Raw genomic sequence first — 16558 nt, 5'->3', positions numbered from 1 at the left:
AATGCTTCCGCCGAGTCATTCAATGCTAAAATAAAAAACTTCAGATTACAATTAAGAGGCGTGCGGGATAAAACATTTTTCCTGTTCAGGTTGTCTAAACTTTTTGCCTAGTCCCCAAGTTTTGAGATTGATCCGATATTATACAATAATCCAAAGTATACCACAACAAAAATCCCTCTTACAATGTAAGAGGGATTGTGTGGTTTCTCCAGGAATCGAACCAGGGACACATGGATTTTCAATCCATTGCTCTACCAACTGAGCTAAGAAACCGCTTAAGTACTTCTTTTCAGAAGCGGTAGTGATGCAAAACTAATAATAATTATTAAACTTTGCAATTGTTACTTCAGAACAGTTTGAAAAGAAAACCACCTTTTGACAGGTGGTTTTTGTGGTTTCTCCAGGAATCGAACCAGGGACACATGGATTTTCAATCCATTGCTCTACCAACTGAGCTAAGAAACCATTCTTTACTTCATTGTTTTAAAGTGATGCAAAAGTACTAAGTTTTGATATATGAAGCAAGTATTAACCGTACTTTTTTCATTAAAAATTAAAACCTATTGATTTTCAGCCGAATTATTTTCCTGCTCTCTCCTGATTTGTTCACTCATTTCCTCCAATACAGGTTTTATCGTACTTTCAGGAAGATCACTGATCCGGATATACATCAGCCCGTCAATCGCATCATTAAAATTCGGGTCTACATTAAAGGCAATTACCTTTGCATTTTGTTTGATGTATTTTTTAATAAGCACCGGCAATCTTAATTCCGGCTCAAGATCATCAATGATTTTATCCAGCTTATTTAGATCAGATTCCATTTCATCAAAGAAAAGGTTTTTGTCTCTTTCACGAAGTTTTATCTTGTATTCATTTCTCGGGGTAATGTATTGTGCCACCGCAGAATCATAATAATTGGACCGCATAAACTCAATCATCAGGGATTTCGAGAATTCTGAGAATTTATTGGAAATGCTTACGCCTCCCATTAAGAACTTATGATCCGGATTTCTCAGGCATACATGCACAATCCCTCTCCACAAAAGAAAAAGAGGAAGCGGTTTCTGTTGGTATTCCTGGCGGATGTAGGCACGCCCCATCTCGATTACTTTCTTGAAAAAAGGATGGATGTCCTGTTCAAATTCAAATAATGAACTGGTGTAAAAGCCTTTGATCCCGGATTTTTTCATTACTTCCTTACCCAGGGCCATTCTGTAGGCACCTACCAGTTTTTCTTCTGCACTGTCCCAGAGAAAAAGATGATGGTAATGTTTATCATATTCATCCAGGTCAAAAGGAAGATTGCTGCCTTCGCCCACTGCACGGAAAGTAAGTTCCCTCTGCCGACCGATTTCCCTCATTACAGACGGAATTTCTTCATAAGAGGTAAAATAAACTTCATAATTTCCATTGCTGAAAAACATTTTATCAGTGCCTTTCAGTTTCCTGATGTCATTGAGGATGTCCTCTTTCGGGGTTTCATCAATGATGTTCTGGACGATATTTTCTTCCTTTAATAAAGGGAATTTTAAAGACAGGTTCTTAAGGTTGATGCTTTGGGCAAGAGATTTTCTCTTTTCATAGTAAGATTTCATCATGTAGACCTTACGTTTCAGGAACTCGCCCAGTTCATCCGTCGTTTCCATATCATCCATTGCTTTGACGGCGATGGATCTCCCGATTCTGATCCTGATCGGCTTTTCTCTTTCATTCATCATTTCTGCCGGAAGCATCAGGGTCTGTAAATTCGGGTGAAGCTTGGCTACCTGATAAAAAATCCGGCTGTTTTTGGCATGGAAATACATGGGTACTACCGGAACCTTTGCCATTTTTATAAGCTTAAGAGCCGGCTTTTCCCATTCTTTATCCAGGATTTCATTGTAAGGATTGTTTTTGTTGGAAACTTCTCCAGCCGGAAAAATTCCTACACAGCCTCCGTTCTGCAGATGCTTCAGTGTCTCACGCATTCCGGATGAGCTGCTGTGCACCTCCTTTCTGTTTTCAAAAGGGTTAACGGAAATAACATAAGGCTCCATCGGTTCTATTTTCTCCAGCAGAAAATTTCCCATCACCTTGAAATCCGGACGGACTTCCGACAGTATTTTACACATTAAAATTCCGTCGATGGCACCGAGAGGATGGTTGGATACAAGAATAAACGGCCCTGTTTTAGGAATTTTAGCCAGATCTTCCTCAAAAGCGATATAGCTTAAGTTGCGTTCCCGCACAAATGAGTCGAAAAAGTCTTTGCCTTCCTTATGCTTCAGTTTGTTGTATAATTTATTTACTTCATTTATTTTGGCAATGCTCATAATCGCTGAGGCTACAGGATTCTTCAGAAATCCTATCTTGCTCAAACCGGAAGCTTTAATTAAGTCGTTTTTCGAAATTAAACTCATGTGTGTTTAGTCGCAATTAGTTTTATTGTGTTACCATTTGAAGTGTATTCTTCGAAATCTGCTCCAATAATACACTTTTTTCCTGGTAAAATTGATCAATGTTGCCGATCTTGGCATTTCTTACAGTGAATAAAGATACATTTTTCACCACTTCAGTTTTAAATACTTTCTGCAGTTCATCATTAAGCTCATCTATCATACCGAATTTGTCTTCAAGGCATACAGCCAGTGAAATGGCAGAATTCTGCATCAGTGATACTTTGATTTTATATTTTGAAAGGTACCCGAAAATTAAGCTCATGTGATCTTCCGCAATAAATGAGAAATCTCTTGTCGAAATTTTCAGCAGCGCCTGGTTTTCCTTTAAGATGTAAACCTCTTCATTCTGATTCTTATCGGAAGCACCTACTTTGGTTCCCGGTTTTGTAGGATCCACAAAAGATTTTACATAGAAAGGAATGTTTTTCTGCTGAAGCGGCTGCAGTGTTTTCGGGTGGATCACACTGGCTCCGTAATAGGCCATTTCTATTGCTTCTTCATAGGAGATGTCGGAAAGGAGGCTTACGTCTTTGAATTTCCTCGGATCGCCGGTCATTACACCCGGAACATCTTTCCAGATGGTCATGGCATCCGCATTTAGACAGTAGGCAAAAATAGCAGCGGAGTAGTCAGAGCCTTCCCGTCCTAAAGTAACCGTAAAATTATTGTCATCTGATCCGATAAATCCTTGGGTAACATAGCAGATTTCTTTATTCAGGCTTGAAATAAACTCTTCTGTTCTGGTCCAGTCTACCGCACCTTCCCGGTAAGAATTATCGGTCTTTACATAATCCCGGGCATCCAGCCACTGGTTGGTAAACTGAATTTCATTTAAATATTCGCTCACAATCTTAGTAGAAATCATTTCCCCGCAGCTCACCACCTGGTCATACACAAAGCTGTAGTTCGGCGATTTGTTTCTTCTTAAAAAAGAATCAATATCATCAAAAAATAAATTAATTTCAGCAAAAACAGCGTGGTTTTCAGGGAAAAGCCCTTCTGCAATTTCAATATGCTTCCGTTTTATCTTCTCAATTTCAGTCTGATAGTTATCCTTTCTGAAATAAAGCGCTACCACTTCCTCCAGGTCATTGGTCGTTTTTCCCATCGCTGAGATAACCAGCAGGCACTTTTCAAAACCCTGGCTTTGTAATACCATAGATACATTCTTTACACTGTCAGCATCCTTTACTGATGCTCCACCAAACTTGAAAATTTTCATTAAATTGTTAGTAATAAAATTGTTAGATAAAATTTGTGGGAATATTTTACGGGGTACAAAATTATAAATTTACAACGAGATATGAAATAGTACAATTGCCACAGAGCCTTAAGATTTCATTAAAATTAGAATGCAGTGGATAATTATTACGATCCGTTCAACAATTTGGGTATTATTTTTTATGATAAGATATGCTCTTTTTCGTTAAATAACCCTGTATGGTATTGACTGACAGTTAATAAACTCTTTTAATGATAATTCTTTTTAAATGTAATAAATTTTACGAAATTTGGAGAAATCGTAAAAATAAAAATATGTCAGATCAGCCATTACAGACTTTAGGAGAATTTCTTATTGATAAGCAGGACGACTTCCAGTATTCCACAGGAGAATTTTCCCGTCTGCTCAGTGCCATAAGATTAGCTTCAAAAGTTGTAAACAGAGAAGTAAACAAAGCCGGTATTGCAGATATTATCGGGCAGGCCGGAAATGAAAATATTCAGGGTGAAGCGCAGCAAAAACTTGATGTAATCGCCAATGATATTTTTATTACAGCCCTTTCTCAGCGGGAAGTAGTCTGTGGTATTGCTTCAGAAGAAAATGATGATTTTATTGATATCAAATGTGGCGAAAACGGCCATTTAAGTAAATATGTCGTACTGATTGATCCGCTTGACGGCTCTTCGAATATTGATGTTAATGTTTCTGTAGGAACTATTTTTTCCATTTACAGAAGAGTAACAGAGCCGGGAACACCGGTTAAGCTGGAGGATTTTTTACAGAAAGGGGTTAACCAGATTGCTGCGGGATATGTAATTTACGGTTCCTCAACAATGATTGTGTATACCACCGGGAATGGGGTAAACGGTTTTACACTGGATCCTTCTCTGGGTACTTATTACCTTTCCCATCCGAATATGCAGTTCCCGAAAACAGGTAAAATTTACTCCATTAATGAAGGAAACTACATTAAATTCCCTCAGGGCGTTAAAAATTATCTTAAATACTGCCAGATGGAAGAAGGTGACAGGCCTTATACGTCAAGATATATCGGTTCACTGGTTGCTGATTTTCATAGAAATATGCTGAAAGGCGGAATTTATATCTATCCGTCTTATTCACAGGCACCTAACGGAAAACTGAGATTGCTGTACGAATGTAACCCGATGGCTTTCCTTGCTGAACAGGCAGGTGGAAAGGCAACGGACGGCTTCAGGAGAATCCTGGAAATTGAACCGACAGAACTGCACCAGAGAGTTCCTATTTTCTGCGGAAGCGTGGATATGGTGGAAAAAGCAGAAGAATTTATGCGGATTGATAGCGTAAAATAAATGAAAGCTGAATATTTTAAACATCTATTAAAATTCAAACGCCCGGGTGGAACATCTCGCGGCGTTTTGCTTGAAAAAGAAACCTTTATTGTTGAAATCTCTGATGACGGGAAAAAAGGAGTAGGCGAGTGTGCGGTTTTCCGTGGGCTGAGTTTTGACGACCGGCCGGATTATGAGGAAAAGCTGCAGTGGCTTTGTGAAAACATTCAGATGGATGCCGGATTTTTACATGAGGAATTAAAGGAATTTCCTTCTATCTGGTTCGGATATGAGCAGGCTGTCCTGAATTTAAGACATGGCGGGAAAATTTATTTTCCAGGTGAATTTACAGCAGGAGAATCACCCATTACCATCAACGGACTGATCTGGATGGGAAATGTTGATTATATGCAGGAACAGATTCAGGATAAGCTGGATCAGGGTTTTCACTGTATCAAACTGAAAATCGGGGTCAACTGGAAGGCTGAATATGAAGTGCTTCAGCAGTTAAGACAGAAATTTTCAAAAGATGTTCTGGAGCTGCGCGTTGATGCCAATGGCGGGTTTACGGCAGATGAAGCGAAAACAGTACTGCAGCAGCTGGCAGATTTACAGATCCATTCTATCGAACAGCCGATAAAAGCCGGAAACCATAAGGAAATGGCCGTATTGTGCGCTGAAACACCTATACCGATTGCGCTGGATGAGGAGCTTATCGGAATTGTAGATTTTAATGATAAGAAACTACTGCTGGAAACCCTGAAGCCTCAGTATATTATTTTAAAACCGTCATTGGTTGGTGGTTTTTCAGGTTCTGATGAATGGATATCCCTGGCGGAAAATCAGAACATCGGCTGGTGGATCACCTCTGCGCTGGAAAGTAACATCGGACTGAATGCAATTGCACAGTATACATTCACCAAAAAAAATCCGATGCCGCAAGGTCTGGGCACCGGAGCTTTATTTACCAATAATTTCGAGTCAGACCTTGATCTGAGAGGAGAATTACTGTACTTTAAAAATTAAATGCTAAGGAGTAGGGCATGTGGGATTATCCTGGTATCCTTCATCCCATACTCTGCAGCAGCGCGCTCTTGGGTCCCAGCTGTTACAGCCTAGCGGAACGGCACCTCCACGGATGGTTTTCAATTCGCTTCTGTTCAGATTCTTTAGATTTTTCATAATGACTTTTGGTTTGGTTATGTAAATATGAATCACTTTTTTGTGATATACAATAGTTTTAACTTAATTAACATAACTTAAATTATTTAGATTATGAAATCATAGGTCACAGGAAAACAGGAGCTTATCAGTAAACCCTGTATTATTCAGCTAAAGTACTATGAAAGTAGTAGTATGTCGGATAATATAATGTGTGCTTATGATTGGATGAGTACTGCGTTTTAAATAACGTCTTTTACGAAAATCGCTTTCTTAATGTATTCCAACAAAGAAGAAAACCTGCTTTTAACCTTTTTCATGATGTAAAATTTAGTGTTTCTTTGATTAATGCCTTTACAATCTCTGTGCCACAATAGGGTATTATGTTATTTTTGCTCTGTGATATTTCTTGCTATAAAATTTAAATGACTGTTTAAGAACTGCTTGTATAATATTTCCCATTTCATTTTCTTCTGACATAAATTTTATTATCAGTTCACAATATTTTCCAAATACTGATAGAATGAGTATAATTAATGACGGTTCTTTTCTATAAGAGATCAAACTATATTTTACAGTCTGAAATGAAAAACGGAGCTTTTATAACGGAGAAAATAAGATCCTGATGATCTTTATGAGATTTAATTCTCTGGTTGCTAAGGATGTAAGCCATAATCATGGTATTAGAGTGATGATTTTTAGTTATTTCCCTAAGATATGTAAAAATACTGAATAAGCAGCAATCGGAGAAATAATTTATAATTTCCGTAAAACTTTAAATTTTCCTAAATTTGCAAATTGCCGTGTCATGCGGCATTCTAAAGCGAAATTAATGGAAGAAGAAAAAAAATCACTCAATTTTATTGAGCAAATTATCGAAGATGATTTGGCAAACGGGTTAAATAAGGACCAGATCCGTTTCCGTTTTCCGCCTGAGCCCAACGGTTATCTGCATGTAGGCCATACCAAGGCAATCTGCATCAACTTCGGTCTGGGTGAAAAATACAATGCTCCCGTCAACCTTCGTTTCGACGATACGAATCCTGAAAAAGAAGAGCAGGAATTCGTAGATTCTATCATCAAAGACGTTGAATGGCTGGGTTTCAAATGGGATAAGATATTGTATACTTCAGATTACTTCCAGCAGCTTTATGATTGGGCCGTTCAGCTGATCAAAGAAGGAAAAGCTTATGTAGATGAGCAGCCTTCTGAAGCCATTACGGAACAGAGAAAAACCCCTGTAGAACCGGGAGTGGAATCTCCTTACAGAAACCGTCCTGTTGAAGAGTCCTTAGACTTATTCGAAAGGATGAAGAACGGTGAATTTGAGGAAGGCACCATGTCGCTTCGTGCAAAAATCGATATGGCCTCTCCCAATATGAATATGCGTGACCCTGTAATGTACAGGATTCTGAAAAGGCCTCACCACAGAACGGGCACCGACTGGAAAATTTATCCGATGTATGACTGGGCACATGGCGAATCTGATTATCTTGAGCAGGTTTCGCACTCTTTATGCTCCCTGGAATTTGAGAATCACAGGCCGTTGTACAACTGGTATCTGGAGCAGGTATATGAAGAACCCAAAGTAGCACCCAAGCAGAGAGAATTTGCAAGGATGAACGTTTCCTATATGATTACCTCTAAAAGAAAGCTGCAGAGGCTGATTGCCGAAAATGTTGTGGACGGCTGGGATGACCCGAGGATGCCTACCATTTCCGGAATGAGAAGGAAAGGATACACGGCAACCGCGATCAGGAACTTTATTGAAAGAGTCGGAGTGGCAAAAAGGGAAAACCTTATTGAGATCCAGCTGCTGGAATTCTGTGTCCGTGAAGATTTAAATAAAGTGGCAAAACGTGTGATGTCAGTAGTTGACCCTATTAAACTAGTCATTGAAAATTACCCTGAAGGCCAGGAAGAATGGCTGGAAACCGAAAATAATCCTGAGCAGGAAAATGCAGGGACCAGGGAAATCCCTTTTTCAAGAGAACTGTATATTGAGCGCGAAGACTTTAAAGAAGAGGCCAATGGTAAATTCTTCAGACTGAAATTAGGCGGTGAAGTCCGTCTGAAATCTGCTTATATCATCAAAGGTGAAAGAGTGGAAAAAGATGAGAACGGTGAAATTACCACCATTTATGCGACTTATGATGAGAAAAGTAAGTCGGGAAGCGGTACGGAAGAAAGCCTGAGAAAAGTGAAAGGAACAATTCACTGGGTTTCTGCTAAACACGCAATTCCTGTGGATGTCAGAAATTATGACAGGTTATTCACGGTGGAGCAGCCTGATGCTGAGAAAGACGTGGATTTCCTGGATTTTATCAATCCGGAATCCGTATCAACCATTCAGGGATTTGCTGAGCCGGGACTGAAAGACGTAGCTGTAGGGGAGCCTCTTCAGTTCCAGAGAATTGGGTATTTTACTAAAGATCAGGATTCCACGGATGTCAGATTGGTATTCAACAGAACGGTAACATTAAAAGACTCTTATAAGCCGGAGTAAAAATTATTTATATCCATATAAATGAACAGGGCTTAATTTTTAAGCCCTGTTTTTTTGTGTCACCGTGAGGCATAAGCGGTATGTAAAACGCTTTTATGAAATTAAAGAAATGATTATTAAAAATCATCAGATTAAAATATTAACTAAAAATCAATAAGTTGTGAAACTGATACAGATATATACCAACTCCTTCAAAGGGCTTTCACAGGAAAGCTGGATGTTGGCACTTGTAATGCTCATCAACCGGTCAGGCTCCATGGTTCTGCCGTTTTTGGGCGTTTATATGACCAATCACCTGCATTTCAGCATAGAAAATACAGGCATTGTGCTTAGCTTTTTCGGAATCGGTTCAGTAATCGGTTCCTGGCTGGGCGGGTTTATTACGGATAAGATCGGGGAGTACAAAGTTCAGTATTTCAGCTTATTACTGAGCGCACCTCTGTTCTGTTTAATTCCTGTCTTTAAAACTGAAGCCGGTGTTGCGGCTATTATCCTGCTTCAGAGTATCGTCAGCGATGCATTCCGGCCTGCCAATTCGGTAGCCATAACAAAATATGCAAAGCCCGAAAATATTACCAGAGCTTTTTCACTGAATCGGATGGCCGTGAACCTCGGCTTTTCTATCGGGCCTGCTTTGGGCGGGATCTTGTCGGCCATTTCTTATGAATTCCTATTTTTAAGCAATGCCGTAGCTGCGTTACTGGCCGGGACCGTGTACATTATCTTTTTCAGGAAACGCAATACGCTGGCAAAAATAAAAGCGAAGAAAATAAAAGAAGTTATCGAAATCAAAAAAGAAAATTCGCCGTACCGGGATCATAAATTCCTCATTTACTGCTTCTTCTGTATGCTGTTTTCTATCTGTTTTTTCCAGCTGTTCAGCACGTTAACTATATTTTATAAAGATACCGCGCATCTGAGCCAGCAGAATATCGGTTATATTTTGGGATACAGCGGATTTTTAGTGGTTCTGCTTGAAATGGGGCTGGTTCAGGTCGCAGAAAAATATCTGAGTTTAGCCACAACCCTGTTTTTGGGAACGCTGATCTGCGGGCTTTCTTATGCAATGCTGGGATTTGACTACCATATTCTAACCCTGATCATTTCCATGAGTTTCCTGTGTGTAGGTGAAATCTGGGCACTGCCATTTATGTCTACCATTACCGCTTTACGGGCTGGGAAAAACAATAAAGGAGCCTATATGGGGCTTAACGGGATATCATTCTCCATTGCTTTTATCGTTACTCCGTATGTAGGAACTTTAATCGCCGAAAAATTCGGTTTTACCGTGCTGTGGATCGGAACCGGAATTCTGGCAGTCGGTATTGCCGCTGCGTTTTACTTTATTGTCCCGTGGATGATAAGGGAAAAAGAAAACAGTACGGAAATAATGCATTAAGTTTCCGTAAAGAAGTTCATGGTTCCGTTCAACATGTTTATATGTGATACGTAATTTTAAATTGAAAAGTGTTGATAAATAACAGGCAAACCAATAAAGAAAAGTACGGTTTTTGCTAAGCTTTAGCGATGACAAAGCTATATTTTTTACTTTCTGCTTTTTCCGGTTCACTTATATTTTCTCAGCAGAGAGATTCTGTTGCATTGATTTCAGAAGTCAGGATCGATGCCTATAAGAAGCCGGTTCCTTTTATGGCCTCTACAAAATCAGCTTCGGTTATTTCTGAAAATCTTTTATCCCAGAATATCCCCGAAAGGATGCTGGAATCTTTTAACCAGGTTCCCGGCGCAAGAATGGAAGAACGTTCACCCGGAAGCTACAGGATTTCACTGCGCGGGAGCACTTTGAGGTCACCTTTCGGAGTCCGGAATGTGAAAGTATACCTGGATGATTTTATTTTGTCCGATGCTTCAGGCAATACCTATTTCAATGTTATTTCTCCGGAACTGATCAACAGGATGGAAATTTATAAAGGTCCGGAAAGTGGCGATTACGGAGCGGTAACGGGCGGGACCATCCTTCTTCAGACCCGGAATGCAGAGCATATTTCAGCAGCAGCATCCATTGGGAGCTACGGGACATTCAACCAGAGTTTCGGGCTTTCTAAGCAGCTGGGGAAACATTTTGTTGAGGTGTTCCAGAATTATTACCAGACGGATTCTTACCGCGAGCAGGCAAGAGTCAACCGGAAGCAGATATTTCTAAAAGACAATTTCCAGTATTCAGCAAAAGGATTGTTGAAGGCGATGCTTTTATATACTGACCTGGATTACCAGACACCGGGCGGACTGACTCTTGAGCAGATGCAGGCCGACAGCCAGCAGGCCAGGCCGGGAACCAAAACCGTTCCGGGAGCAAAAGAACAGGACGCCGGGATAAGAAACAAAATGATTCTTGCAGGGCTTTCCCATGAATTTAATTTCAACCCTAATTTTTCCCATTTTATTCTGGTTCAGGGTTCTTATGTGGATTTTGAAAATCCTTTCATTACCAATTTTGAAAACCGCTTTGAGAAAAATGTCGCACTCAGGACCCATTTTAATTATGAAAAAAAGTGGGACCGGGTTTCATTGGCCTACCGGGTCGGTTTTGAAGGCGGGATCAATGATATCCTGATCAGAAACTATGACAACAACAGGGGAACGGAAGGGAATCCGCAGAATTTTGATCAGCTTAAAAATATTTCCGGGTTTTATTTCCTTTCGCAGAAACTCAATATTAATGAAAAGCTTTTTACCGATATTTCTTTAAGCTTAAATTCCAATTCTTACGAATGGGAAAGGATGTACGCGAGAATGGAAAATGGGGATGTCCGTTTTAAAAACCAGTGGCTCCCGAATATTGGCGTTACCTATCTGTTCGATAAAGGGTTTTCTGTAAGAGCCAAGATCGGAAAAGGAAATTCGGCCCCGACCAATGAGGAAATCCGGTCTTCTGATCAGGAGTTTAGCGCCGGCCTTAAGCCTGAATATGGCTGGAACAAAGAAGCCGGGATCAGAAAGCAGTTCGGGAATTCAATTTTTGTGGAAGGAAGTTATTTTGATTTCAGGATGAAGGACGCGATTGTGAGAAGGCAGAATGAAGCAGGGCAGGAGTATTTCGTTAATGCCGGAGAGACGGTCCAGAAAGGGGTGGAAGTCCTTCTGGAATCTAAAAATTTTGATCTGAAAAACAATATTTTCAGTAATTTCAAATTCCGTTTCTCAGGAAGCTTTTATGATTTCACTTTTGAAAACTACCGGCAGAACACCAATGATTTTTCTGGTAACGACCTGACAGGAGTTCCTGAAACCACTGTCAACAGCTTATTGAATTTTACTTTTTTCAGGAAGCTGATGGTGGATTATTCACACTTCTATACTTCAAGGATTCCTCTGAACGATGCAAATTCTGTCTGGTCGGAATCCAGCCTGGTCGGGAATATCCAGTTCAGGTATCCGGTAGCGCTTGAAAAAACAAAACTGACGGTATCATTACAGATTCAGAACCTGTATAATGAAAACTATGTTTTAGGGTTTGATATCAATGCTTTCGGGAACCGGTATTACAATCCTGCGGCAAAAAGGAATTTTGTTCTTGGCGTAAAGGCTGATTTCTAGAAACCTTATATTTAATATTGAAAACATTAAGCTTATTTGAAACTCCTGAGTATTTGATATGAGATTAAATCTTATATGAATCTTCCCTTTACAGTAAGGTAAAAGCTTAAACATAAATTACCATAATCTGCGGGAAATTATTTTTTAAAACAAAGCCAGACAGGATTATAGATTCATCTACCGGCTGCTGTCAATATATTTGAATGCTTTATCCAGATAAGTCTCGTTGGTTTTTGTTTTATCATCCGTTTTTTCGATCCTGATATCCGGTGAAATCCCTTTGCCAATTTCAGCATATTCCTTTCCTGTGCGGTCCACAATATTTCCGATGGTCAGTACAAGAAAAGAGCCGTCTGATAATTTATATTCCTGATTTCCGGAAGTCAGGCCCTGGGTATTGACACCGATCAGCTTTACATTTTTCTGTCCGACAAATGCCGCTGTGATAAACTCAGCCGAGCTGCCGGTTATTTTATTGATCAGTACGGCAACGGGTATTTTTATCTGTTTAGGCTGTTTTTCTTTTAACTGGAAAATCTGGGTCGCCGTAGCTCCTTCATAAAATTTCCCGTCTTTGTAGTTGAAATATTCAACCGTTCCTTCAGCATCTTTGGTTCCCACAATATTTTTATGGTCGAAGAATGGGGCAGCGGCAGCATACATGGGATAAAGCATTCCGCCGTAATTGTTTCTCAGGTCAACAATCCAGCCTTTTGGGTTCTGCTTCTGCAGCTCGTTTACTTTTGAATAAAAAGTATTGATGTATAAATTCCAGTCATTCTTATTAAATGATCCGATGTCGGGCAGGCTGATATATGCATACCTGTTTTCCAGCAGCTTGCTTTCAATCACCGGAAACTTCTGCCCGGTTGCTTCATAGCCTAATGTGTAGGCTCTTACGGCTTCTTTAGGGTAGAATTTAGAATGCGCATCATCCAGTGAGTTCAGTGCCTTTTCTAAAACAGGATAGGTCTCTTTGATAGTTTTTGCTTCCGATGCATTGTTCAGTGTGACGCGGGATAGCTCCTCCCAGTTTACTTTGGATTTATTCACTGATTTACTCTGCATAATACTCAGCGCATCAGTAACATACCGCTGAATGCTGTCTTTCTGTGCCGAAGCCTGAGATGAAAGAAGTACGGCAGTGAAAGTAAGTGCAGTTAAAAACGTATTCATAGGGAAGATTTATATGGTAAAGATAGCTTTTATTGAGTGAACCCGTTAAGGCTTCCAGATGATCCTGATTAAAAAGATGATGCAATGTCATTTTGAAGAAACAATATGCTGAACAATCATTTCCGCGTGGATCCTTGAGTTTTCTATAAACCAGAGATGGGTGTCTTTTCCGCCGCAGACTACGCCCGCAAGATACAGGTTTTTTACATTGGTCTCCATGGTTTCCGGATCATACAGCGGATTTAAGCAGTCGCCCTGCAGCTCGATGCCGGAGTTTTTTAAGAAATCAAAATCAGGAAGGTAGCCGGTCATGGCCAGTACAAAATCATTCTCAATTTCAATGATTTCCCCTTTTTCGTTTTTAAATATAACGGAATGTTCCCTGATCTCCAATAACTGCGCATTAAAATGAGCCTTGATGCTTCCTTCGGCAATCCGGTTCTCAATATCGGGCTTCACCCAGTATTTTACATTTCCGGAAATTTCTGAATGGCGGATGATCATCGTAACCTCCGCTCCTTTACGGTATGTTTCCAAAGCAGCATCCACAGAAGAATTGCTGGATCCCACAACCACCACTTTCTGTCTGGCGTAAGGATAAGGTTCCGTGTAATAATGTTTCACTTTAGGTAAGTGCTCGCCGGGAATGTCCATCAGGTTCGGGATGTCATAAAATCCTGTTGAGATAACGACATTTTTTGCCCGGTATTTTGATTTTGTAGTTTCAATTTCAAAAATCCCGTCTTTTTTAGTGATATGCAGCACCTTTTCATACAAGTTGATGTTAATCTCCTTCTGCCTTGCAATACCCTGGTAATATTCCAGGGCTTCCTGTCTCCCGGGTTTGGGAGCCGCTGAAATAAAAGGGATTCCGGCGATTTCCAGTTTATCTGCGGTGGAAAAAAATCTCATGTACAGAGGATAATGGTACAGTGAATTAACAATTGTTCCTTTTTCGATAATAACGTAGCTAAGATTGTTATGCTTTGCTTCCAGTGCACAGTTCAGCCCGATGGGCCCGCTTCCGACAATAAGAATATCCAGAATTTCCATAAAACAAATTTAGTCAAAAAGACTGTAAGCAAGATTAATGCTAAATAAAGGGTTAGAAGTTTTATTCGATATTCGCTGTTCGATCATTTAAACCATAGAAAATATTGTGGTATGAAACTGGCATCGGTTTTGGTTAATTTAGGCCATTAACATTAAATATGAAAAAAATCTTTATTTCGATGCTCATTCTGGGCATAACGGGATGCAAAAAAAATCCGGACAAATTTGTTAACAACACCAATACAGATTCCACTCAAAAAGATACGGCGGGCTACGTCAGTAAAAATAATATTGAAGATAAAGAAGCCGCTTTAAAACACAGCAATGAACAGATTGTCCAGCTGCTGAAAGATAAAAAGTACAGTAAACTGGCCGGTTTTATACATCCTGAAAAAGGAGTCAGGTTTTCCATGTACGCTTTTATCGTTCCCGAAGAAGACAAGGTTTTTTCAAAGTCAGATTTTCTGAAATTCCAGCCCACCAGGACTATTTTTACATGGGGCACCATGGATGGATCAGGAGATCTATATCAGGCAACCCTCAATGATTATCTTACGAAATGGGTATATTCAAAAGATTTTGCATCAGGACAGGTTTCATTCAATGAATTTCAGGGCAGCGGAAACTCACTGAATAACTTAAAGAAAATCTATCCCGGTGCAGATTTCACTGAGAACTTCATTAAAGGCTCAGGGCCGGATACCGGAATGGACTGGAACTGCCTGCGCCTGGTCTTTGAAAAATATCAGGGTAATTATTACCTCGTGGGCATCATCAATGATCAGTGGACAATTTAAATATGATTTTATTCTAAAACCGCAGCCAGCTGTTTGGTCAGGTTTCTTCTTGAGAACTGAGCGATATCCTGGCTGTTTTTTATATGATCACCATTTTTCCATAATTGAAATTCTTCTAAAATAAAAGCTTTAACGGTTTCAGCATCATGATAGCTGAAATGTTTTCCGGCTTTCGTTTCATTCAGTATGGTCGACACATCCGCTTCACGGGGCCCGAAAGAGATGATCTGTTTTCCCGTAGCTAAGTATTCGAAGATTTTCCCTGGAATGATCCCTTTTGAGGTGTCATTCGGGAAGTTGGTGATAATTAACAGCGAAGATTTTTCCATTTCTTCCACGGCTTTGTCATGAGAAAGGTACCCTAAGTTTGAAATATGGCTTTTTAAAGCGGAATTTTCAAGAGCATGTAAAATCTTATCATCAATTCTTCCGGCAAATTTCAGCATAAAGTTTGTCGCAAATTCAGGATTTGTTTCTACCAGGTCATTCAGTGCCTGCCAGAGATTTTCCGGGTTTCTCAGCTGTTCCAGTACGCCGATGTAGCTCAAGGTAAACTTTTCTTCCGTCGCTGAAGCATCTGAGGATTTTGCCCGGGCATCCGTTTCATCGAAACCGTTTGTAATGCATACCGCATTAGCTCCGTTTTTCCGGAAATTTTCTGCATCGGTATAGCTTGTTGCCAAGGTAATATCTGCATTTTTAAAAACTTCACTCTCCAGCTTCCGGTGTTTTTTATCAGAGCGCCCGGTGAGTTTCAGGTGTTTGTAATAGGAAATTTTGGTCCACGGATCACGGAAATCGGCAATCCATTTGAGATCCGGCAATTGTTTTTTCAGGTTTAAACCGATGAGGTGCAGCGAATGCGGAGGCCCGGAGGTAACCACAATATCAATCTTATTTTCTTTCAGATATTTTTCTAAAAATTTAACCGATGGCTTCACCCAGAATACCCGGGCATCAGGGATGAAAAAATTCCCCCTGACCCAGATGGAAAGCCTGGATTTCCAGCTCTGGTTTTTCCCGACATCAAACTGCCCGGCTTTGAATTTTTTATTGCTTTTGTTAAGTTTTTCAGCAAGCTGATAGGGCTCCCATATTTTTGTCTTTACGATTTCAATGCCTTCAGGAACATCCTTCATTAAGCTTTCATCCTTTAAGGGATAGCTTGGATTTTCCGGCGTATAAATAACCGGTTCCCATCCGTATTCAGGTAAATATTTCGCAAATTTCAGCCACCGTTGAACACCGGGGCCTCCCGCAGGAGGCCAGTAATAGGTGATGATCAATATTTTTTTTTGAGCGTTCATAAATAAGCTTTGTTCAAACTTTTAAAT

At 40.0% G+C, this 16558-nt stretch carries 12 protein-coding genes, 2 tRNA genes and 1 pseudogene; 7 read left to right on the top strand and 8 right to left on the bottom strand.

What is annotated here, in order from left to right; all coding sequences use genetic code 11:
- A pseudogene (locus ASE55_RS20755) lies at positions 1–111 on the top strand (DDE transposase); the annotation flags it as partial.
- An 89-nt stretch (positions 112–200) separates the two neighbouring features.
- Here ASE55_RS20755 and ASE55_RS10475 read toward each other — a convergent pair.
- The 4 genes from ASE55_RS10475 to ASE55_RS10460 form a co-directional block, all read right to left on the bottom strand.
- Positions 201–273, bottom strand: a tRNA-Phe gene (locus ASE55_RS10475).
- A gap of 119 nt (positions 274–392) precedes the next feature.
- Positions 393–465: transfer RNA gene (locus ASE55_RS10470), tRNA-Phe, on the bottom strand.
- 95 nt (positions 466–560) lie between these two features.
- A complete protein-coding gene (locus ASE55_RS10465; protein ID WP_056218932.1) occupies positions 561–2402 on the bottom strand; it encodes a lysophospholipid acyltransferase family protein in 1842 nt (613 codons plus the stop codon).
- Positions 2403–2424: 22 nt separating this feature from the next.
- Positions 2425–3663: an aspartate kinase gene (locus tag ASE55_RS10460; RefSeq protein ID WP_056218928.1), complete on the bottom strand. Its 1239-nt coding sequence runs from the start codon at positions 3661–3663 to the stop codon at positions 2425–2427.
- A 314-nt stretch (positions 3664–3977) separates the two neighbouring features.
- Here ASE55_RS10460 and fbp point away from each other — a divergent pair, with 314 nt between their 5' ends.
- Entirely contained in the window at positions 3978–4994 is a 1017-nt protein-coding gene (gene fbp / locus ASE55_RS10455) for a class 1 fructose-bisphosphatase (protein WP_056218925.1), read from the top strand.
- Positions 4995–5999, top strand: coding sequence for an o-succinylbenzoate synthase (locus tag ASE55_RS10450; protein ID WP_056218923.1), 1005 nt, complete (start codon positions 4995–4997; stop codon positions 5997–5999).
- A gap of 3 nt (positions 6000–6002) precedes the next feature.
- Here the strand turns inward: ASE55_RS10450 and ASE55_RS20320 are convergent, their stop codons facing one another.
- A complete protein-coding gene (locus ASE55_RS20320) occupies positions 6003–6155 on the bottom strand; it encodes a bacteriocin-like protein (protein WP_157844644.1) in 153 nt (50 codons plus the stop codon).
- 811 nt (positions 6156–6966) lie between these two features.
- Between ASE55_RS20320 and ASE55_RS10445 the strand changes: the two genes are divergently transcribed.
- The 3 genes from ASE55_RS10445 to ASE55_RS10435 all read left to right on the top strand — a co-directional run bounded on the left by ASE55_RS10445 (position 6967) and on the right by ASE55_RS10435 (position 12198).
- On the top strand, positions 6967–8640 hold the full coding sequence (locus ASE55_RS10445) for a glutamine--tRNA ligase/YqeY domain fusion protein (RefSeq protein ID WP_056218941.1): 1674 nt from the start codon (positions 6967–6969) through the stop codon (positions 8638–8640).
- Positions 8641–8857: 217 nt separating this feature from the next.
- The gene (locus ASE55_RS10440) at positions 8858–10039 is read left to right on the top strand and encodes an MFS transporter (protein ID WP_056218938.1); all 1182 of its coding nucleotides are present in this window, start codon (positions 8858–8860) and stop codon (positions 10037–10039) included.
- Positions 10040–10167: 128 nt separating this feature from the next.
- The gene (locus ASE55_RS10435) at positions 10168–12198 is read left to right on the top strand and encodes a TonB-dependent receptor (RefSeq protein WP_056218919.1); all 2031 of its coding nucleotides are present in this window, start codon (positions 10168–10170) and stop codon (positions 12196–12198) included.
- Positions 12199–12375: 177 nt separating this feature from the next.
- On the opposite strand, the gene ASE55_RS10430 is transcribed toward ASE55_RS10435, so the two are convergent.
- The gene (locus tag ASE55_RS10430) at positions 12376–13374 is read right to left on the bottom strand and encodes a S41 family peptidase (protein ID WP_056218916.1); all 999 of its coding nucleotides are present in this window, start codon (positions 13372–13374) and stop codon (positions 12376–12378) included.
- A gap of 87 nt (positions 13375–13461) precedes the next feature.
- Positions 13462–14427, bottom strand: coding sequence for a YpdA family putative bacillithiol disulfide reductase (locus tag ASE55_RS10425; protein WP_056218911.1), 966 nt, complete (start codon positions 14425–14427; stop codon positions 13462–13464).
- A gap of 158 nt (positions 14428–14585) precedes the next feature.
- Between ASE55_RS10425 and ASE55_RS10420 the strand changes: the two genes are divergently transcribed.
- Positions 14586–15224, top strand: a complete 639-nt coding sequence (locus ASE55_RS10420; RefSeq protein WP_056218908.1) for a hypothetical protein — start codon at positions 14586–14588, stop codon at positions 15222–15224.
- 8 nt (positions 15225–15232) lie between these two features.
- Here ASE55_RS10420 and ASE55_RS10415 read toward each other — a convergent pair whose 3' ends face one another.
- Entirely contained in the window at positions 15233–16531 is a 1299-nt protein-coding gene (locus ASE55_RS10415; RefSeq protein ID WP_056218906.1) for a glycosyl transferase family 1, read from the bottom strand.
- Between the last annotated feature and the right edge of the window lie 27 nt (positions 16532–16558).

It is taken from the genome of Chryseobacterium sp. Leaf201 (assembly GCF_001421435.1).
Classification (GTDB): Bacteria; Bacteroidota; Bacteroidia; order Flavobacteriales; family Weeksellaceae; genus Chryseobacterium.
The sequence above is the reverse complement of the archived record's forward strand: the minus strand, read 5'-3'. Positions and strand labels throughout refer to the sequence as shown.

What these genes read in the sequence shown, in the direction of transcription:
- ASE55_RS10440 (WP_056218938.1), top strand. Translation starts at nt 8,858, where the DNA reads ATGTTGGCACTTGTAATGCTCATCAACCGGTCAGGCTCCATGGTTCTG.
- ASE55_RS10465 (WP_056218932.1), bottom strand. Translation starts at nt 2,402, where the DNA reads ATGAGTTTAATTTCGAAAAACGACTTAATTAAAGCTTCCGGTTTGAGC.
- ASE55_RS10445 (WP_056218941.1), top strand. Translation starts at nt 6,967, where the DNA reads ATGGAAGAAGAAAAAAAATCACTCAATTTTATTGAGCAAATTATCGAA.
- ASE55_RS10435 (WP_056218919.1), top strand. Translation starts at nt 10,168, where the DNA reads ATGACAAAGCTATATTTTTTACTTTCTGCTTTTTCCGGTTCACTTATA.
- ASE55_RS10430 (WP_056218916.1), bottom strand. Translation starts at nt 13,374, where the DNA reads ATGAATACGTTTTTAACTGCACTTACTTTCACTGCCGTACTTCTTTCA.
- ASE55_RS20320 (WP_157844644.1), bottom strand. Translation starts at nt 6,155, where the DNA reads ATGAAAAATCTAAAGAATCTGAACAGAAGCGAATTGAAAACCATCCGT.
- ASE55_RS10420 (WP_056218908.1), top strand. Translation starts at nt 14,586, where the DNA reads ATGAAAAAAATCTTTATTTCGATGCTCATTCTGGGCATAACGGGATGC.
- fbp (WP_056218925.1), top strand. Translation starts at nt 3,978, where the DNA reads ATGTCAGATCAGCCATTACAGACTTTAGGAGAATTTCTTATTGATAAG.
- ASE55_RS10460 (WP_056218928.1), bottom strand. Translation starts at nt 3,663, where the DNA reads ATGAAAATTTTCAAGTTTGGTGGAGCATCAGTAAAGGATGCTGACAGT.
- ASE55_RS10425 (WP_056218911.1), bottom strand. Translation starts at nt 14,427, where the DNA reads ATGGAAATTCTGGATATTCTTATTGTCGGAAGCGGGCCCATCGGGCTG.
- ASE55_RS10450 (WP_056218923.1), top strand. Translation starts at nt 4,995, where the DNA reads ATGAAAGCTGAATATTTTAAACATCTATTAAAATTCAAACGCCCGGGT.
- ASE55_RS10415 (WP_056218906.1), bottom strand. Translation starts at nt 16,531, where the DNA reads ATGAACGCTCAAAAAAAAATATTGATCATCACCTATTACTGGCCTCCT.